This window comes from Rhodoferax sp. ZS1R8, from assembly GCF_056521325.1.
In genome coordinates this window covers 413,750-433,379 of the sequence record NZ_JBWMBA010000005.1, presented here as the reverse complement: position 1 = coordinate 433,379, position 19,630 = coordinate 413,750, and the positions used below count along the sequence as shown (strand labels likewise).

The window sequence follows — 19,630 nt, the reverse complement described above, 5'->3', positions numbered from 1 at the left end:
TGCTTTGCTCCTTATTTGCTAGCTACAGAGGCAGGTTTTGCGAGGGCTGTAGCGTTATTTATTGCAGGTGTGCCGGGCTTGCTGGCATCCACCACCTTGACCAGGTCACCGTCGCTCAGGAAACCGCCGCCACTGGCGACCAGCTTGTCCTCCGGCTTGACGCCGTTCTGGATCTCGACCTGGTCACCCACGACGCGGCCGGTCTGCACCTTGACCTGCGACGCGCGGTTGTCAGCGCCTATGCGCACCACATAGCTGAAGCCGTCTCGCACCACCACGGCGGCCTGCGGCACGGTCAGCGCGCCGGAGCTGCCCATGTCGAATTCGCCGCGTGCATACATGCCGGGTTTGAAGCTGGCGGCCACGCTCTTGTCGGCGCTGGGTAGGTCCACATAGACCAGGCCATTGCGCGTGGCGGCGTCCACGGTAGGCGCCAGCGTGCGGACCTTGCCCTTGAGCTGTGCACCACTGGGCGCGGTCACCAGCACGGCGGTGCCGGGGGTGATGCGGCCAATCTCGTTGGACGTGACTTCGCCACGCCATTCCAGGCGGCCCTGGCGGATTAGCTTGAACATCTCGGTGCCGGCGCCGACGACGGAGCCCACCGACGCATTGCGCGCCGAGATGGTGCCGCTGTCGGGTGCCAGCAGCTGGGTGTTTTTCAGGCGCAGCAGTTGTGCGTCGAGCTGCGCCTTGGCCGATGCCACGCGGGCCTTGCCGGTCTGCTCTTGGGTCAGGTACTGGTTGACTTGCTGGGCGCTGATGGCACCGCTGCCCTGCACGGCGCGGGCACGGTCGGCGTTGGCGGCAGACTCGGCCGCATTGGCCTGCGCCTCTGCGACTGCGGCGCGGGCCAGTGCCACATCGGCCTGCACGCTCTCGGCGGCAAAGCTGGCCAGCAGCTGACCGCGCTTGACGAAGTCGCCCACATTGGCGTGCAGCTCGGCAACGCGCAGGCCATTGGCCTCGGCGCCGACACTCGCTTCCTGCCACGCGGTTACCGCGCCATTGGCGGCGAGCTTGATGCTCAGCATGCTGCTCTTGGGCTGGGTCAGCGACACAGTCAGTGCAGGTTTGGCCGCGGCGGGCTTGGCCGCATCGGCGGCGTAGCTGCGGGTCACGAACAGGCCCAGCGAGGCCAGAGTGATCACGCTTGCAGCGAGGGCTAGCCCCCACGCTCCCCCACTCAGTGTGGGTCGCTGCCCCCCGAGGGGGCTCTCCCGCCTTGGGGCGGCCCGGCGGCGCTCGGCCCAGCCGACGCTAGTGACCGGGAGGCTGCGGATCATGGATGTTGTTGATTGTTGGAGGTTCATGGTGGTGTCGCGTCGCATCAATAGATAGTGGGAATGTGGGAGGGGATGGCAGTATTTACTTGGCCGCCATCTTGCTGACCGTATCGGGCTCAAAGCCGCCGCCTAAAGCGCGGTACAGCGCCACCCAGGCACGCTGGCGTTCCAGCACCAGGGCGAGCTGGGCCGATTCCGATGCCAGTGCGTTGCGCCGTGCATCTTCCAGTTCGACCAGGCTGGCCAGGCCTTGGTTGAAGCGGGACTGTGTGGCGGCCAGTGATTCCGCATAGCCCTTGGTGGAGACGATGGCGTCTTGCGTGCGGGCGTCGGTGCTGGCCAGGTTGACCAGGGCTTCCTCAACCTCACGGACGGCCTGGCGCACCTTGCCGCGGTAGGCGCTGACGACGGCTTCGTAGTTGGCCTCGGATGCGGTCACGGCGGCGGCGCGCTGGCCGGCGTCAAACAGTGGCAGGCTGACGGCCAGCGGGCCAAAGGACCAGGTTGTGCCGTCCGTGTCCACGCCACCGGTGGTCAGGCGCGTGCCTGCAATCGAGCCAGCCAACGTCAGGCGCGGCAGGCGCTGTGCCTTGGCATTGCCGACCTGGGCGCTGGCGACGATGACATCACGCTCGGCACTGAACACATCGGGGCGCTGGGCAATCGTCTGGGCCGGCACGCTTGCTACAAAAATAGGAGCTGCTTTCGCGCTCTGCACGGGGGCTGCAGCCAGTTTTGCCTTAAGGTCTGGTTCGGGAATGGCGGTCAGGGCAACCAGCGCCTTGGTGTTGATGTCGCACAGCGCGCGCTGTTGCACCAGGCGGCTGTTGCTGTCGGCCGCGCTGGCGCGCGCCATCGCGCCCACCGACGGGGCGAGGAAGCCGACATTGGCATTGATCTCCGTCAAACGGGCGGTTTCCTGGCGTGATGCGGCGTCACGCTCGGCCAGCGCCAGCTGCTGCTGGCAACTGGCCTGGCCGTAGTACAGGTTGGCGACTTCGGCCGCCACCGACACGCGAGCGTCGTGCCATTGGGCCTGGACGCCTTCCACATTGGCAGCGGCGGCACGGCTGACCGCGCGGTTGGCTCCCACCAGGTCAATCTCCCATGCGGACTGCAGGCCCAGCTGCTGGATATTGGTGACCGGGAAGTTGGGTTGGCTGACACCGCGGCTGGCCGTGTACTGCGCATTCAGGTTGGGCAGCAGTGCGCCGCGGGCCGTGGCCTGCTGGGCGCGTGCGCTCTCCACCCGTGCTGTCGCCTGTGAGAGGGATGGGCTGACTGCCTGGGCCGCGGCTATCAGCTCCACCAACAACGGATCGCCCTGTTGCTCCCACCACTGGGTCAGTGCGCCCACCTTGCCCTGGTGGGGCAGGGGCGCAAACCATTGGGGCGGCGTGGGGGCATCGACCTGGGTCGGCGGCATGAAGGTGGAGCAGGCCGATAGCACCAATGCGGCGGCCACGGCGATGAGTTTGTGAATGGCTGGCGAAATCATCATCTTCGTTATTTATGTGGGTGTTGTTGTCTTGCGGTTGGACCGCCGTGACAGAGACGGTGTATCTGTCGGACTCTTGACTGCGGGACTCTTTGCAGCAGGCCTGGCTCCGGCTTTAGGCGTTGCTGGGGGCTTGCGGGGGAGACCACGACGCTGGGCTTCTGCGGCGGCCAGGGCCATCGCGTAGTCGACGAGCCGGTCGCAGTAGGTGTCGAGCGCGGCGTGCGAGGCGATCAGCGCCGGACACACGGCGTTGGTAACGTCGCTGCAGATGTGCAGGATCACGCCCAGACCGCTGATGGCCATGGCCAGCCGGTGGATCTCGTCGTCCGGCTTGGCCACGCCGATGTGGCGGCACAGGGCGGACACCAGCGCATTGTGGGCTGGCTTGATGTTGGCGTTCACCTCTTCCTGCCAGATGCCGGTGGGCTCCAGCATTTCGCGGAAGTGCAGCTTCATGCACTGCTGTATCAGGTCGCCGCGCTTGAGCGGCTCGACAAAACTGCGCATCAGATTGCCCAGTGCCCATTCCAGCGGATGGTCGGGGTTGTCGATGTGTTCGGGCGGCACCGTGGGGTTGCTGCGCGGGTCGGTGAACACGGCCTTGTACAAGCCGGCCTTGTCACCGAAGTAGTAGCTGATGGACGCGATGTTGATCTGCGCGGCCAGTGCGATCTCACGAGTGGAGGTCTTGGCAAAGCCTTTTTCGGCAAACAGCGCCAACGCGGCATCCAGCAGGCGGTTGCGCGCCTCGACACCGTCGCTGCGCAGGGTTTTGGCTTGTGGGGGAGAGGGGGGCGCTTTGGACATTGGACGCGATGATAACCTAGTTAAATCAATCGTTTGATTTAACTAACCCCTCCCAGAGTGGGGTTTTGGTACGAGTGGGTTACATATTTACCCCGCCATCAGCTTGTGCACCAGGTCAGCAGTCGTGGAAGATTTGTACTTGCGCATCAGCCGCGCCCGATATATCTCCACCGTGCGGTGGCTGATCTCCAGTGTCTTGCCAATCTGCTTGGAGGTCAGGCCCTGCATCAGATGGGCAGCCACCTCGCGTTCGCGCGCGGTGAGCTCGGCCTTGACCGGGCGCATCGCACTCAGGTCTTCAAAACACCAGATGCCGGCCTCGTGCGGCGCGTCGCGGTTCAGTGCGCGGCCGGTGACGTGGCACCAGAACACCTCGTCCTTGAAGCGCCCATCCACGCGGCGCATGATGCGGTCATCGGCGTAGGTACCATTGCGGTTCAGGATGGGCGTGATCCGCACGCCGGTGCGTTCAAACTCGTCCACGCTGGGGTACAGTACCAGGAACGACTGGCCCACCAGTTGTTCATGCGTGGTGCCAAACATGTCGCACAGACGCTGGTTGCAGTCCATGATGGTGCGGTTGCGCGAGAGCGCCAGGCCCACCGGGGCCAGATCAAATGCCAGTCGGTAGTCAATGTCCATAGGGTTGTACTTTACGAAAAACTACGTAGCCAGTTAAGTAGTATCGTACGGCAATTGAATCTTCACAGGAGATGGGTGCGATGAACAAGATATATCCCAGTGCTGCAGCAGCGCTTGACGGCGTCGTCAAAGACGGGCAACTGATGGCCGTGGGCGGGTTTGGCTTGTGCGGCATCCCCGAGGCCCTGATCGAAGCGCTGAAGGACAGCGGCGTCAAAGACCTTACGGTGATCTCCAACAATGCCGGTGTTGACGGCTTTGGCCTGGGCAAATTGTTGGAGACGCGCCAGATCAAGAAGATGATTTCCAGCTATGTCGGCGAGAACAAGGAGTTCGAGCGCCAGTACCTGGCCGGTGAGTTGCAGCTGGAATTCACGCCCCAGGGCACGCTGGCCGAGAAGCTGCGTGCCGGTGGCGCTGGCATTCCGGCCTTCTTCACGAAGACCGGCGTGGGCACCATCGTTGCCGATGGCAAGGAGTTGCGTGAATTTGATGGCGAAACCTATGTGATGGAACGCGCCCTGGTGCCCGAGGTAGCGCTGGTCAAGGCGCACCGCGCCGACAAATCCGGCAACCTGCAGTTCCGCCTGACGGCGCGCAACTTCAACCCTGCCGCTGCGATGGCTGGGAAGGTGTGCATCGTCGAAGTGGAAGAGATTGTTGAGACCGGTGACATGGTGCCCGACCAGGTGCACTTGCCGGGTATTTATGTGCACCGCATCGTGTTGAACGCAACTCCGGAAAAGCGCATCGAAAAACGGACTATCACTGAAAAAGCGGGAGCGTAATCATGGCCTGGACCCAAGACCAAATGGCGGCCCGTGCTGCCCAAGAATTGCAAGACGGTTTTTATGTGAACCTAGGGATAGGCATCCCCACGCTGGTGGCCAACCATACCGGCGACAAGGAAGTGTGGCTGCAGTCCGAGAACGGCATGCTGGGCATCGGTCCGTTTCCTACCGAGGACGAAGTGGACGCCGACCTGATCAACGCCGGCAAGCAGACCGTGACGACGCTCAAGGGATCGTCCATCTTCGGTAGCCACGACAGCTTTGCGATGATCCGTGGCGGCAAGATCAACCTGTCCATCCTGGGCGCCATGCAGGTCAGCGAAAAAGGTGACCTGGCCAACTGGATGATTCCCGGGAAGATGGTCAAGGGCATGGGCGGTGCGATGGACCTGGTGGCTGGTGTGAAGCGCGTCATCGTGCTGATGGAACACGTGGCCAAGAAAAAAGACGGCACTACCGACCTGAAGATCTTGCCCAGTTGCACACTCCCATTGACCGGCGTGGGCGTTGTGGACCGCATCATCACCGACCTGGCCGTGATGGACGTGACACCCCAAGGACTGAAACTGGTGGAGTTGGCACCGGGCGTGACCCGTGAAGAAGTGCAGTCCAAGACAGGCGTGACACTGGTCTGACGGACCACGGGTGGGTGGGGTAGACCACTAGCGTCTAGCCCCACCAAAACGCAAATTTGCGCTGAACCCCGAGTAAGATAGAGCGAACTATTACACCGGGGGATTCATGTCCAGAGCGCTCAAAATCCTGATGTTCTTTTACTTCGTGGTGTTTGTGACCACGGGTACGTTCATGGTACTCATCGTGAACGCTGACGAAGGCTCTGCCCCCTGGATCAGCCTCTTGGCCCGTAACCACGGCATTGTGTTCGTTTGGCACCTGGCCTGCTGGATGACCCTCGGCATGTTCTCCAACTACTACTGGGACCTGTTCAATATGGGCAAGGGCCTGGATGCCGTGCAGGTTGAGCGCATCATCCTGCCGCTGCTGGTGTCGCCCATCGTGTTCTACCCCACCTACAACCTGTGGCTCAGCAGTAGCTCGCAGAGCTACATCCTGTTTGAAGTCATCGCCTTCCAGAGCGGCTTTTTCTGGCAGGCCTTGTTCACCAAGGCGAAACCGCTGGACCAGGCCACCGTCATTCCTTGGTCAGTGAACAACGCCGCCAATGGGCGTGGAGCTGGCCAGCAAATGAAGACTACCGCCAATGGTGGGCCGGCTGCGATGGGCTGATAGCCACGGTTCGCCCTGCGGACCGGAATCACGTGTCACTAGCTACCGGCCGATCCATGGTCATTGGCCTTACCGGGCCCATAGCCGCTGGCAAGTCGGCCGTGGGCAAAGCGTTTGAGGCACTGGGCGTTGCCTGTATCGACGTGGATCTTGTCGCCAGAGACATTCACCAGAACCCTACGCACCCCGCCACCCGGGATATTGCTCAAGCCTTCCCGCAATGGATGACCGAAGAGGGGACATTGCAGCGCGGCAGCCTGCGCGCATTGTTCGCGCGTGATGCAGCGGCCAACAGAATCCTGGTGGACCTGCTGAAGCCCCACGTGCTCCAGGCAGTGCTCCGGTGGACGGCGGCGCAGCGTTCTTCACTTTACGTTGTTTGGGAGTCAGCGCTGTTCATGCAGGAAGACATTGTGATGGATCGCATTTTGGTCGTGGACGCACCCCAGTCTTTGCGGATGGAGCGAATCCGGCACCGAAATCCCCATTGGTCCGAGCAGGACATTGTGAATGTCCTTGCCCTGCAGGCAGCCTGGCCGTCCGGGCTGTCGAGTCCTGCTGACACCATTCAAAACGACCGTTCACTACAAACATTGCGGGAGCGGGTGCACGCCATGCACCGCCATTACCTGCGCCTCTGGAGCTGATTTGAAAAAGATTGCGTTTTCTGGAACCTTGGACCCCATCACCAATGGCCACATCTGGGTCATCGGTGAGGCGCGCGCCCTGGCTGACGAAGTCGTTGTGTTCATCTCGGAGAACCCCTTCAAGAAGCCTTTGTTTCCTGCCACCCAACGGCAGGCCATCGTTGAGCAAACCCTCGCGGAGCACGGTTGGAGCGATGTCCGTGTTGTTATCGTCAGGGGTGACTACACGGCCCGCGCGGCCAAGCGCCAGGGAATTGACTATTTGATCCGCGGTATCCGCAACACGACGGACTTCGACTACGAGAATCTGCTTCAGCAAGCGAATGTCGATGTCGTGGAGGGTGCCAAAACCCTGTTTTTGATGCCGCCACGCGACTTGGGTTCGGTCAGCTCCACGTTTGTGCGTGGATTGCAGGGTCCTGTGGGCTGGCACTGGAGCATGAAAAGGTTTGTGCCCTGGCCTGCCTACCAAGCGTGGATATTGGGCTGGTTGCGCAGGGAATGGGAACAGCTCTGGCACTACGATACGTCTGATGGAGATGTTCGTGCAAATGCTGACCACTGGTTTTCGTATTTGACGGGTGAAAAGGCTTATGGTGCGCCGGGCCGGCACTACCATAGCCTCGACCATCTCGTACATGGGCTGACAGAGATCGCGGTGTGGGGTGCCAACACCGGTGCGGGCAGTCTGCCCATGGAAACCCTGAAGGCGGCATTCTGGTTCCACGATGCTGTGTACGACGTACCCAAGAAGTCCATCAGCAACGAAGAGGCCAGTGCGCAGCTGTGGCTCACATCAAACCTGCCCGCTATCCGTCCGTTAGAAGTCGCAGCCTTGGTCCGCGTGACCGACCATGCCCAAGTGCAGTCGCTGGCCCATCCTCTGAAAGACGCCATGCTCGGTGCGGATCTGGCGATCCTTGGCCAGTCCGAGGCGGTCTACAGCCACTACTCTGGGCTAATCCGCCGTGAATATGCCTGGGTGGAAGAGGCCGCTTACCGCACGGGCCGAAAGGCGGTGCTGCAAAAATTTTTAGCAGATGCACAGTCGGGCGGACTGTATGCTGATCCGTACTTCAAGGATCTTTACGAAGCCAATGCCCTGGCGAATCTGGAGCGGGAGATCAGCACGCTGTGACAGTAGCGTGCTGAGTGCCCCGAGCTGCGAACTAAGCCGCCATATGCTCGACCTTGCGGTCGAGGATCACCTCGGGCTCATCGGCTTCCTGCGCGGTTGGGTTATCCAGTCCAGCATGCAGACGTTTCATATCCAGATCACCCGTCCACTTGGCGACAACCAGTGTGGCCACACCGTTGCCGACCAGATTGGTCAGTGCGCGGGCTTCAGACATGAAGCGGTCGATACCCAGGATGAGTGCCAGGCCTGCCACCGGCACGCCACCCACTGCAGACAGCGTGGCCGCCAGCACGATGAAGCCACTTCCGGTAATGCCCGCAGCGCCTTTGGATGTCAGCAGCAGTACCGCCAGCAGTGTGAGCTGCTGCGTCAGGCTCATCGGTGTGTCGGTTGCCTGCGCAATGAAGACCGCCGCCATCGTCAGGTAGATGGATGTTCCGTCCAGGTTGAACGAGTAACCGGTGGGAATGACCAGACCCACGACGGACTTGCGTGCACCCAGATTTTCCAGTTTTTCCATCATGCGTGGCAACACCGATTCGGATGACGAGGTGCCCAGCACGATCAGCAGTTCTTCCTTGATGTAGCGCACAAACTTGAACACGCTGAAGCCGTGCAGGCGCGCGATGATCCCCAGCACAACAAACACGAACACCAGGCAGGTCAGGTAGAACGCGCCCATCAGTTTGCCTAGCGAGAACAGTGAGCCCAGGCCGTACTTGCCGATCGTGAAAGCCATCGCACCGAAGGCGCCTATGGGTGCAACCTTCATGATGATGCCGACGATGTCAAACAGCACGTGGGACGCTTTCTCGATGAAGTCAAACACCATGGTGCCGCGACCGCCGAACTTGTGAAGCGCAAAGCCAAACAGCACGGAGAACAGCAGCACTTGCAGGATTTCGCCTTTGGCAAACGCATCCACCACCGACGTGGGAATCACGTTGAGCAGAAAATCCACCGTGCCTTGCATTTTTCCAGGTCCGGTATACGAGGCGATGCCCTTGGTGTCCAGCGAATTGGGGTCCACGTGCATGCCAACGCCTGGCTGCAGCACGTTCACCACGACCAGGCCGATGATCAAGGCGAGTGTGGACACAACTTCAAAGTACAGCAAGGCCAGGCCGCCGGTCTTTCCGACCTTCTTCATGTCTTCCATGCCGGCTATGCCGACAACCACCGTGCAGAAGATGATGGGCGCGATGATCATCTTGATCAGTTTGATGAAGGCGTCGCCAAACGGCTTCATGTCGGCACCGGTCTGCGGGTAGAAGTGCCCCAGCAGCACACCGATCACAACGGCGACAAGAACCTGTACGTACAGGGATTTATAGAGAGGTTTGCGACTGGCGGTCGTTGACATGGTTCAGCCTTTGGGCAGGGGTAAATCGGACAAATCCATCTGGATTCAGCTTGCCCGCAACGTTAACCACGCCCCCGCATCCCGGCAATTGTGGACTTCAACGGCCGGGTTAACCCTAGGTCAGGGCCGCGGCCGGGTGGTCATGCAAGCGCGCGATTGACCAATCTGCGCGATGCCACCGCCTGCTTGACCCACCCCAACCGAAACCACCGCGCCGCCATGATGCCGCCGCGCACCCACTCGTCCAGCGCGTAGGCGATCCACACGCCAGTAAGGCCCCAGCCCAGGTGAATGCCCAGAAACCACGACCCCAGCCCCATGACCAGCACCATGGACGCGGCGCCCGCCACCACCGGAAAACGCGCATCCCCCGCCGCACGCAGCGCCGTGATGATGACGATATTGCAGGTGCGGCCCGGCTCCAGCAGCACGGTGATCCACAGCAGCGTAGTGGCCTGCGCGATGATGGCCGGGTCATGGGTGAACAGGCGCAAGGTCCATGGCGCGGTGGTCGCCGTGGCGATGGCAACCAGCAGCGATATCCCCAGCCCCCAGAACAAGCACTTGCGTACCAGCTTCCAGGCCGCGCGCAGTTCGCCAGCGCCAATCAGGTGGCCCACGAGAATCTCGCCGGCAAAGCCCAGCGCCACGGTAGACAGAACAATGACATTCATGATCTGCATCGCATAGCCTTGCGTGGCCAGCTCGGCCGTGCCCATCGTCGACACTACGGTGACCGACACCAGCATGGCGACGCGGTAGGCAATGTTCTCGGCGGCGCCGGGTAGGCCAATGGCGATGGAGCTGCGCAAGGTGTCCCAGCGCACCAGCACCACATCCCGCCAGGTCGGATACAGCCCCAGCACAACACGCCACAGCCACACGTGCACACCGAGACCGAAGCCGCGGCTGATGGTGAGCGCCAGCGCAAAACCGACCATGCCCATGGCCGGTAATGGGCCCACGCCCCGCATCAGCGGAAAGCACAGCGCCAGGTGCACTGCGTGCATGGACAAGATGTTAAGCATGGTCTCGCGCGTGTGCAGGTGCGAGCGCATCACCGCAGCCATGCTGGCGTTGAAGGCATCGAGAAACAGCGCGCAGGCCAGCACATGCAGATAGGGTGCGGCCAGTTCGCGCACATCTGGCGTTGCCTGCATCGCGCCGAGCAATGGGCCGGTGGCGGCAAACAGCACCAGGGCACTGCCCAGCCCTAGCCACGTACTGGCGCCCAGACTAGCCAGCGCAGTGCGGTCTGCATCGCGCCGGTTGCCTGCGCCCAGGTTTTGCGTGATGACGACGCCCGCGCCCATGCTGATGATGCGAAACAGCAGGAAGAAAGCGCCCTGTACATGGTTGGCCAACCCAAAGGCCGCCGACGCTGTGTCCGACTCTTTGGAGACCAACCACATGCCGACAAAGGCCACACCAAAGCCCAACACCAGCTCCGCGAGCAGAGGCCAGGCGATGGCCAGTACATGCAGCTTGTGCTCTGGTTGGGGGACGGTTTCTGGGGTCATTGGAATGCAGGGGTTGGTTTTTCGTTTGGAAGTAGTAATAGTACAAATAGTAAGGGAAAACCCTTGAATTTACTGAGATAAGTTCTCAAATCGACTACAGAGTTGGTGTTTTTGCTATGTTGTATTACTACTTTTTGATGAGTATACTCAGGGATGCCTTGTGTCGCATGGACCGGGTTTATTGATGGAGGTACAAGTGGCAGATGTCAAGTTATCGGGTGTAGGCAAGTCGTTCGGAACCATCGACATCTTGCGCGGTGTAGACCTCCACATCCGTGACGGCGAATTTGTGGTGTTTGTCGGGCCCAGCGGCTGCGGCAAATCCACGCTGCTGCGGATGATTGCAGGCCTGGAAGACATCACCAGCGGCACGCTGCAGATTGGCGAGCGCGTGGTCAACGACGTACCGCCGGCCGAGCGTGGTATCGCGATGGTGTTCCAGTCGTATGCGCTGTACCCGCATATGAACCTGTACGACAACATGGCTTTTGGCTTGCAACTGAAGAAGGTGCCTAAGGACGAGGTCGACCGTCTGGTGCACAACGCGGCCAAGATCCTTGGCATAGACCACCTGCTGGACCGCAAGCCTAAAGATTTGTCCGGTGGACAGCGCCAACGCGTAGCCATTGGCCGCGCGATTGTGCGCAAGCCCGAAGTGTTTCTGTTTGATGAGCCGCTGTCCAACCTGGACACGGCGCTGCGCGTGCGCATGCGCTATGAGTTTGCCAAGCTGCACGCCGATTTCAAGACGACGATGATTTATGTGACGCACGATCAGGTGGAGGCCATGACGCTGGCCGACCGCATCGTCGTGCTGTCGGCGGGCAAGCTGGAGCAGGTGGGCTCGCCACTGGATCTGTACGAGCACCCTGACAACCTGTTTGTAGCCGGCTTCATCGGCTCGCCGGGCATGAATTTCATCGCCGCCGAGTTTGTGTCCAGCAATGCCTCGGACGTGACTGTACGCCTGAACGATGGTGCCCTGATCCAGTGCGCGGTGAGCGCCCCCGCGGCCAAGCCCGGCGACAAGGTGACACTGGGCATACGCCCTGAGCACATTACCCGCGTGCCCTATGCCAACCGCCTGGTGGCGAAGGTGACCTTTGTTGAATCCCTGGGCAGCGTGACCCATGCTTACTGCGCTTTCCCGGGTGTGCAGGAAGACCTGACCTGCGAGCTGACAGGTGTGGTGCGCGTCAAGGCCGGCGATACGCTGGAACTGGGTGTGGAGCCAGACCGCTGCTACTTGTTTGACGCGGAGGGCAAGGCTTTCAAGCGCACGGTGGCTGCCGAGCACGGGGCGGCATGATGGTGCACCGTTTGGTTTCAATGGGTGTGGTTGCTGCGTTGGTCGCAACGTCCGCGCTGCCGCTGCACGCTGCGACGGCCCCGCAGCTGCTGATCTGGATCAATGGCGACAAGGGCTACAACGGCCTGCAGAAAGTGGGCGACGCATTTGCCAAGGAATCGGGCGTCACCGTCGTGGTGCAGCACCCCGAGGCTGCACCCGACAAGTTCCAGGCCGCTGCCGCTGCCGGCAAGGGCCCCGACATTTTTTGCTGGGCGCATGACCGCGCCGGTGAATGGGCGCGCTCGGGTCTGATCGTGCCCATCCATCCGCCCAAGCGTGTGCGCGATGCGGTGGATGAATCCGCGTGGAAGGCCTTCACATACAAGGGTAATGTCTGGGGCTACCCGCTGGCCATCGAAGCTGTTGGCCTTATCGTCAATCGAGACCTGGTAAAGACCGTGCCCACAACCTTTGACGAGGTCATGGCGCTGGACAAGGAGCTGGCCAAGCGCGGAAAGAAGGCCCTGCTGTGGGAGTACAACAAGGCCTATTTTTCGTGGCCACTGCTGGCGGGCAATGCGGGCGAAGTGTTTGGCCGCACCCCCAGCGGTGAGCTGGACCCGACGGTTGTCAATGTGAACTCCGAAGGAGCCGTACTGGGTGCCAAGATGGTGTCGCGCCTGATCGAAGAGGGCTACATGCCCCGCGGTGCGCGCTATGCCGAAATGGAGGCCGGCTTTGCACGTGGAGAGGTGGCGATGATGATCACCGGCCCCTGGGCTTGGGACAACGCCCGCAAGGCCAAGATCAACTTCAGCGTGGCACCGGTGCCAGCAGTCGTCCCCGGCAAGCCATCCAAATCCTTTGTCGGCGTGTTGGGCTGCATGGTGGCCGCACCCAGCAAGGTCAAGGACATTGCGCGCGAGTTCATTGAGAACCACATGCTGCGCGTCGACAGCCTCAAGACCATCTCCGCCGATGTGCCGCTGGGCACACCCGCCAACAAGGCCTACTTTGCCGAGCTGTCGGGCGATACCAACATCCGCGCCACGATGGAGAACGCCCGCACCGGCGTTCCCATGCCCAATATTCCCGAACTGGGCCGTTTCATGACGGCGGTAGACGCCGCGCTGGAGGCCATCACCCAGGGCCGCCAATCCCCGAAGGATGCACTGGACGGTGCGGCTGCACGCATGCTGGCGAAGTGATATGACGAACACTGCAATCACTTCCCCCTCCGTAGTTTCCAAGCTCGTTGCCGCATGTGTGGCGCTGGGCCTGCTGTGGCTCACGTTCGCCATCTATACCAGCGGCCAGCCGGTCTGGGCCGCGCTGGTGCTGAGCCTGGGTGCGGTAAGCATCTACGTCTACCTGTCGGCCAAGACCTTGGCTTGGCGCTACCTGTTTCCCGGCGTCATCGCCATGCTGGTGTTCGTGGCCTTTCCGCTGGTCTACACCATTCAAATAGGGTTTACCAATTACTCGGCCAACAACCTGCTCAGCGAAGAACGCGCACTTGCCTACCTGCTGGACCAGGCCGATGTCAACGAGTCACGGGCCTATGCCTTCAGCGTGCATGCCGATGGCAGCAACACCGTGCGCCTGGTGCTGGCGCCGCAAGGCGAGGGCGCAGAGCAAGCGCAGGCTGAACGCTACATCTCGCCGCCGCTGTCACTGCAAAAATTGAGCACTGCGCCGGTGGTGATGCAAGCCATGGCGGCAGACACGGCCGTGGGCCAAGCCTATACGCTGCGCCAGACCATTGAACACCGCGATGCGCTGATGGGCCTGCGTTTGCAATTGCCCAATCAGCACATGCTGCTCTATGCCGGCCTGCGCGATTTTGCCGTCTTTGAGCCACTGTGGCAGGCCGAGCCGGGCGGGGCGTTGAAGCGCCTGGCCGATGGTGCGCTGTACCACGCCAACCGCGACACCGGTTACTTTGAAGATGCCAAGGGCGACCGCCTGCAGCCCGGCTTCAAGGTCGGCGTGGGCCTTGCCAACTACACCCGGCTGTTTGGTGATGCCGACATGCGGGGGCCGTTCGTGTCCATCTTCATCTGGACCGTAGCCTTTGCCGGCCTGACTGTGTTGTTCTCAACCGCCATTGGCATGACGCTGGCTGTGCTGCTGAACTGGGAGGCGCTGAAGTTCCGCACGCTGTACCGCACGCTGCTGTTCCTGCCCTATGCGGTGCCGGGCTTCATTTCCATCCTGGTGTTCAAGGGTTTGTTCAACCAGAACTTTGGTGAGATCAATGCGATCCTGAACGCGGTGTTTGGCGTCAAGCCTGCCTGGTTTGCGGACCCGCTGCTGGCCAAGATCATGATCCTGATCGTCAACACCTGGCTGGGCTACCCCTACATCATGGTGCTGTGTACGGGGCTTATCAAATCCATTCCGGCTGATCTGTACGAGGCATCGGCGATAGCTGGCGCCAAACCCTTGACGAACTTCTGGCGTATCACCGCGCCGCTGATCGCCAAGCCGTTGACTCCACTGCTGATATCGGCCTTTGCCTTCAACTTCAACAACTTTGTGCTGATCAGCCTGCTGACCGATGGCCGGCCCGACTACCTGAACACCAAGCTGCCCGCTGGCACCACGGACATCATGGTGTCCTACACCTACCGCATTGCGTTTGGTGATGCCGGCGCCAACTTCGGCCTGGCAGCGGCCATATCGACCGTCATCTTCTTCCTGGTGGCCATCATGTCGCTGGTCAATCTGAAGCTGACACAGTCCAAAGACACGCCACACAAGGGAGGGCACTAGCATGGCCGTCGTTACCGGTAAAAGCCAGCGCTGGCGCGTGGTCGCCGCCCACGTGGGGCTGTGGGTGCTGATCGCCATCACGCTGTTCCCATTGCTTGCTGTGGTGTCCATCTCGCTGCGGCCCGGCAACTTCTCGACCGGCTCGCTGATCCCCACCGAGATCAGCCTGGAGCACTGGAAGCTGGCGCTGGGTATTCCGTACACCCAGGCCGATGGCGTGGTCGTGCAACCGCCATTCCCGGTGCTGCTGTGGTTATGGAACTCCATCAAGATCGCGACCATCTCGTCGCTGCTGATCGTTGGCATTTCCACAACCGCGGCCTATGGCTTTGCCCGCATGCGCTTTCGTTTCAAGTCCACCATTTTGAATAGCATGCTGTTGCTGCAAATGTTCCCGGTGGCCGTGGCGCTGGTGGCCATCTATGCGATTTTTGAGGCCATAGGTGGCTTCATTCCCTGGCTGGGCATTGAGACGCATGGTGGCCTGATCGTCGCCTACATCGGCGGCGTGGCCATGCACATCTGGACCATCAAGGGCTACTTCGAGACCATACCCACCGAGATCGAAGAATGCGCCAAGGTGGACGGTGCCACCTCGTGGCAGACCTTCTACCGCGTGCTGTTGCCGATGGCTGTGCCCATTTTGATGGTGGTGTTTGTGCTGGCTTTTATCGGCACCATCATCGAATACCCGATTGCATCGGTGCTGCTGCGTGAAGAACCCAACCTGACGCTAGCCGTGGGCTCCAAGTATTACCTGTACGAACAACGCTACCTGTGGGGCGACTTTGCCGCGGCGGCCGTGTTGTCGGGCCTGCCGATCACGCTGGTGTTTCTGGCCGCGCAACGCTGGATTGTGTCCGGGCTGACCTCGGGCGGCGTCAAGGGCTGAGCTGGGCCAGCAGCAAGCCCGCTGCGCGCAATTTCGTTCAATACAAGCCCGGCCGGCGGCGGAATACTCTCCACCATGTTCAATAGGCATGGGGACGATCCCCGTTCCGCCCAGGAGTCGTCGTGCTAGAAATCTCCCCTTCCGTTTTTCCGCTGCCATGGCAACCCCTTGTTAACCAGGCTGCCACCGCGATGCGCAGGCTTGCCTTGGACGAACACGCCAAAGAAAGATTCTGCAGCGACGCGGTGTTGCGGTCTTTCATGCACCGCGTATCAGACCGTTATATTGCTGGCCAGACGGTCGCCCAGGCGCTGTCGCGAGTCGCCAGCATCAACGCCGCCGGGCATGCTGCTTCTGCCGAATACATGGGGGAGAGTTGCCGTGATGAGGGGCGTGCCAATGCGGAAGCGGACGTTTTCATGGAGCTGGTGGCTTCCATCGGTGCGCAGGGGCTGAACTGTTCCATCTCGTTCGACCTGTCCCACGTCGGCATGGTGGTTGATACAGAGTTGGGATACCGGAATGCCCGCCGCATTGCCCAAGCCGCAAAAGCTATTGGCAGGGAGGTCATGATTTCGATGGAAGGGTCGGACCGTGCGGATGCCATCTACGCCATCTACGGCCGCCTGCAAAAGGAGGACGGCCTGGACAATGTCGGCATCACTGTCCCCGCAAAATTGCACCGAAGCGCTGTTGACCTGCCCAAACTGATGGCCCTTCCAGGGCGTATACGGCTGGTCAAGGGCGCGTTTCTGGAAAGCGAGCACGTCGCCTACGACCGCAACAGCGCGCAACTGGGCGAGGCCTACCGGCGCTATGCGCAAATGCTGCTGCACAGCGACCATCCGTGCTCGATCGCCACGCATGATCGGGCCATTCAAAAAGAGTTGTGCGCGCTGATTGCGGCGGAGGATATCCGGCCTGGCCGCTATGAGTTCGAATCACTGATGGGCCTTGGTACGGAACAGATATCTACCTTACGGGCACACGGCTGTCCCACGCGCGAGTATGTGGTCTTTGGGCAGGAGCACTTCTTGCATGTGCTTAACCGGATTGCAGAAGATCCCATCCGGTTGTACCAGGCGCTCGTTGACCTGCTGGCGCCTGCCGATACGCATCAGGCCTTCTGAGACTTGCGATAGGGATTAGTATGCAGGCCATGCCAAAGCCCTCAGCGCACCATTTTGTCCGGGACCCACGGCTGCCGCATCTGGAGCTGCGCATGTCGACCCATTCGCAGGATTGCTACCAGACCCACACGCATGACGAGTACGCGTTCGGCACCATTGATGCAGGCCAGGCCGTCTACAGCCATGGTGAGCACCGCACTGCGCTGAAGCCTGGCATGACGGTCATGATGGAGCCCGGCCTGGCGCACGCGTGCAATCCGGACGCCCACCAGCCTTGGTCCTACCGCATGCTCTTCGTGGACGCACAGTGGGTCCACCGCAATTTTGTTCCGTTTGGGCCAGCGCTGCCCCATACGCAGCGCCTGAAGCTGTCGGGGCACAGCAGTGGTGCGCCCACCGTCTACCGGGCGTTGGGCCGTATCGCCGATGCCTTGGGCGCGGGCGCGGTAACCGACCCGCTGGAGGTGGATGAGCAGGTGCTTGGTTTCATCGCCCGTTACGTACTGTTGCCCCGCGAGGTGCCGGCCGCACCCAGTGCCGACGAGCAGGCCTTACACGCAGTGCGTGGCTTGATCTGCGCGCAGGTCGAGCGCAATCTGTCGCTGGAACAACTCGCCCGCACTTGTGCCTGGAGTGAGTTCCAGCTGATACGCAAGTTCAAGCAGGCGTTCGGTCAGACGCCCCACGCCTTCCAGATAGACCGGCGCCTGAACCTGGCCAAGAAACTGCTGAAACAGGGCATGGGTTTGGCGGATGTGGCGCTGCAACTGGGTTTTGCCGACCAAGCGCATTTCCAGCGCCATTTCAGGAAGCGCCACGCCACGACGCCTGGCAACTATCTGGCGGCCTGACTGAAAGATGCTATGCATTTGGGAGCGGCTTACGCACGTCCCACGAGGGCTACAGCCCGATTTGATCAATAGTCTCCCCGCGAAATCTACTTTTGGGTAAGGGACTGCGCGCCTTGCGGCCGCCGGGCCAGGAGTGCCCGCCGGTCTCGGTGACACAGACTTGCACCTGCGCACCGCCGGTGCAGGGCGTGTAGCGCTCGCAGCAAGCCCCCGGTGTGGCCAGCACGCGCTGCGGGGTAGAGGCGCAGTGGTTCAACGCCACCCATTTGGATGTGTTCGCCGGGACCGACGTGAAATCGGTTGCCTTGTCCATATCACCAAAGCTGCGGCCGGCGCCGCCGGCATACAGTACGCGCGCTGTAGCTGCGTGGCACGTGGATGCGGTACTTGCGGTTGAGCCCCCCGTGCACCGTGGAGAATGTCTAGTCGCCCGGCTGGGTGATGGTGGCGGTGTTGTTTGGCATCTGCGCCGCTGCCTGCTGTACCGGCCACAGCAGGCTGAGGGTCAGCAGCGTCGAGGCCAGCGCGGCCCTTACCGCGCGCGGTCCTTGGGTATCGAGTAAGTACCCACGACATGGGCCACGGCCTCGTCGCTGCCTTCAGAGTACAGCGTTACCTCGCCCACCGCCAAAGACTTGCCGACCTTGATCAGCCTGCAGACACCGATGACGGCGCGGTCACCGGCCGGCTTGCGCAGGAAGTTGATGCTGAGGTTGGTTGTCACTGCCAGCGGTACGATGCCGATCTCACCGAGGATGGCGATGTACAGCGCCACATCCGCCACGGCCATCATCACCGGGCCGGACACCGTGCCGCCCGGGCGCAATTCTGCAGCGCCCACCGGATGCCGTATCGTGGCCCCCTGGTTACCCACGGCTTCAATCGTGCATTTGGTCTGCGGGAATTCCTTGATGAGGAAGGCGGAGAGTTCGGCTTGGGTGGGCATTGTTTTACGATTTGAAGTGATAGTTGGAGTTGGTTGGCAAGGGAGTGGAAAGCTATAGTTCCTCCAACTCACCGTCTTGATTGAAGAAGAAAATGTTTTCGTGTTTGAACCCCCAGTGGCCGCCGACTTGTCGCACGTGCGGTTCAAACGTAAAGAACGGTACTTCGCCCAGTAAGCAGCGGTTCCCTTCTTTGATGTACTGACGATCTTCGCGCCGCGTCGCGATGCTGTGGCCGACATTTCCCAGAAAATCAAGATTTTCAAAACCGCTGGTGTTGATGCGCTGATTGGTCCAATCAAACAGTTCATGGAAGGTCATTTCGGGGTGAACGTTCCGCTGCATGTCCGTGTGCAGTATTTCCAAAAAGCGCTGCCCAACCGCAAATTCCGGCAAAGCCGGGGACTGTGTTGCGTGTCCGTCTTCAACATAGAACGAGCGGGCACAGTCGCCCCAGCGGCCGTTCAACATCGGACTCAAATCTACAGTGATCAGATTGTTCGAACCTATGGGCTCGGTACTTGGAACGTACTCCCGCCCCGAAATTGATTTACAACTGTTCCCGCCAGCTAGTACAAATGCGGGGCAGTTGTAATACCAAGTATCCGGTAAGCCCAGGGCGCACAGCCCACTGTAGGCGTTCGCGGCAATAGATGCCTCTGAGTCGGCTGCAGAGATCTGTGCGCCGATGCTTGCGAGCACTGACTTCGCGGCCTGCTGAACGGCGCGATGCGCTTGGACAAGGAAGTCTAAAGACATGGCAAGAAAGCCGGTAAGCGCATCCAAGCAAATCCTTTGTGGCCA

General features: G+C 61.1%; 19 protein-coding genes. 11 read left to right on the top strand and 8 right to left on the bottom strand.

Going from position 1 to position 19,630, the window contains the following annotated elements:
• Positions 1–11: 11 nt before the first annotated feature.
• From AC097P_RS19270 to AC097P_RS19255, 4 genes are all read right to left on the bottom strand, one after another.
• Entirely contained in the window at positions 12–1,286 is a 1,275-nt protein-coding gene (locus AC097P_RS19270; RefSeq protein ID WP_479612041.1) for an efflux RND transporter periplasmic adaptor subunit, read from the bottom strand.
• 82 nt (positions 1,287–1,368) lie between these two features.
• Positions 1,369–2,787, bottom strand: coding sequence for an efflux transporter outer membrane subunit (locus AC097P_RS19265; RefSeq protein ID WP_479612040.1), 1,419 nt, complete (start codon positions 2,785–2,787; stop codon positions 1,369–1,371).
• Positions 2,788–2,796: 9 nt separating this feature from the next.
• A complete protein-coding gene (locus AC097P_RS19260; RefSeq protein WP_479612039.1) occupies positions 2,797–3,594 on the bottom strand; it encodes a CerR family C-terminal domain-containing protein in 798 nt (265 codons plus the stop codon).
• Positions 3,595–3,681: 87 nt separating this feature from the next.
• Positions 3,682–4,236 carry a helix-turn-helix transcriptional regulator gene (locus tag AC097P_RS19255; RefSeq protein ID WP_479612038.1) on the bottom strand — a complete coding sequence of 185 codons (555 nt, stop codon included), beginning with the start codon at positions 4,234–4,236 and terminating at the stop codon, positions 3,682–3,684.
• A gap of 80 nt (positions 4,237–4,316) precedes the next feature.
• Between AC097P_RS19255 and AC097P_RS19250 the strand changes: the two genes are divergently transcribed.
• From AC097P_RS19250 to coaD, 5 genes are all read left to right on the top strand, one after another.
• Positions 4,317–5,024, top strand: a complete 708-nt coding sequence (locus AC097P_RS19250; RefSeq protein WP_479612037.1) for a CoA transferase subunit A — start codon at positions 4,317–4,319, stop codon at positions 5,022–5,024.
• A 2-nt stretch (positions 5,025–5,026) separates the two neighbouring features.
• Positions 5,027–5,662, top strand: coding sequence for a 3-oxoacid CoA-transferase subunit B (locus AC097P_RS19245; protein WP_479612036.1), 636 nt, complete (start codon positions 5,027–5,029; stop codon positions 5,660–5,662).
• Between the two features lie 106 nt (positions 5,663–5,768).
• The gene (locus tag AC097P_RS19240) at positions 5,769–6,275 is read left to right on the top strand and encodes a hypothetical protein (protein WP_479612035.1); all 507 of its coding nucleotides are present in this window, start codon (positions 5,769–5,771) and stop codon (positions 6,273–6,275) included.
• Positions 6,276–6,307: 32 nt separating this feature from the next.
• Positions 6,308–6,922, top strand: coding sequence for a dephospho-CoA kinase (gene coaE, locus AC097P_RS19235; protein ID WP_479612034.1), 615 nt, complete (start codon positions 6,308–6,310; stop codon positions 6,920–6,922).
• Between the two features lies 1 nt (position 6,923).
• Positions 6,924–8,060 carry a pantetheine-phosphate adenylyltransferase gene (coaD, locus tag AC097P_RS19230; RefSeq protein WP_479612033.1) on the top strand — a complete coding sequence of 379 codons (1,137 nt, stop codon included), beginning with the start codon at positions 6,924–6,926 and terminating at the stop codon, positions 8,058–8,060.
• A gap of 31 nt (positions 8,061–8,091) precedes the next feature.
• On the opposite strand, the gene AC097P_RS19225 is transcribed toward coaD, so the two are convergent.
• Positions 8,092–9,423, bottom strand: a complete 1,332-nt coding sequence (locus tag AC097P_RS19225) for a dicarboxylate/amino acid:cation symporter (protein WP_479612032.1) — start codon at positions 9,421–9,423, stop codon at positions 8,092–8,094.
• Positions 9,424–9,563: 140 nt separating this feature from the next.
• Positions 9,564–10,943: an MATE family efflux transporter gene (locus AC097P_RS19220; RefSeq protein ID WP_479612031.1), complete on the bottom strand. Its 1,380-nt coding sequence runs from the start codon at positions 10,941–10,943 to the stop codon at positions 9,564–9,566.
• Positions 10,944–11,139: 196 nt separating this feature from the next.
• Between AC097P_RS19220 and AC097P_RS19215 the strand changes: the two genes are divergently transcribed.
• The 6 genes from AC097P_RS19215 (at position 11,140) to AC097P_RS19190 (ending at position 17,882) form a co-directional block, all read left to right on the top strand.
• Entirely contained in the window at positions 11,140–12,252 is a 1,113-nt protein-coding gene (locus tag AC097P_RS19215) for an ABC transporter ATP-binding protein (RefSeq protein ID WP_479612030.1), read from the top strand.
• A complete protein-coding gene (gene malE, locus AC097P_RS19210) occupies positions 12,249–13,442 on the top strand; it encodes a maltose/maltodextrin ABC transporter substrate-binding protein MalE (protein ID WP_479612029.1) in 1,194 nt (397 codons plus the stop codon). The genes AC097P_RS19215 and malE overlap by 4 nt, the downstream gene beginning before the upstream one ends.
• A 1-nt stretch (position 13,443) precedes the next feature.
• Complete coding sequence (gene malF / locus AC097P_RS19205) at positions 13,444–15,009, top strand: maltose ABC transporter permease MalF (RefSeq protein ID WP_479612028.1); 1,566 nt, start codon at positions 13,444–13,446, stop codon at positions 15,007–15,009.
• Position 15,010: 1 nt separating this feature from the next.
• The gene (gene malG, locus AC097P_RS19200) at positions 15,011–15,901 is read left to right on the top strand and encodes a maltose ABC transporter permease MalG (RefSeq protein WP_479612027.1); all 891 of its coding nucleotides are present in this window, start codon (positions 15,011–15,013) and stop codon (positions 15,899–15,901) included.
• A gap of 122 nt (positions 15,902–16,023) precedes the next feature.
• Complete coding sequence (locus tag AC097P_RS19195) at positions 16,024–17,031, top strand: proline dehydrogenase family protein (RefSeq protein ID WP_479612026.1); 1,008 nt, start codon at positions 16,024–16,026, stop codon at positions 17,029–17,031.
• Positions 17,032–17,123: 92 nt separating this feature from the next.
• Positions 17,124–17,882, top strand: coding sequence for a helix-turn-helix transcriptional regulator (locus tag AC097P_RS19190; RefSeq protein WP_479612025.1), 759 nt, complete (start codon positions 17,124–17,126; stop codon positions 17,880–17,882).
• A gap of 532 nt (positions 17,883–18,414) precedes the next feature.
• Here AC097P_RS19190 and AC097P_RS19185 read toward each other — a convergent pair.
• Together AC097P_RS19185 and AC097P_RS19180 are read right to left on the bottom strand one after the other, a co-directional pair.
• Complete coding sequence (locus AC097P_RS19185; protein ID WP_479612024.1) at positions 18,415–18,828, bottom strand: PaaI family thioesterase; 414 nt, start codon at positions 18,826–18,828, stop codon at positions 18,415–18,417.
• A 52-nt stretch (positions 18,829–18,880) separates the two neighbouring features.
• Entirely contained in the window at positions 18,881–19,612 is a 732-nt protein-coding gene (locus AC097P_RS19180) for a M24 family metallopeptidase (protein WP_479612023.1), read from the bottom strand.
• Positions 19,613–19,630: the final 18 nt, after the last annotated feature.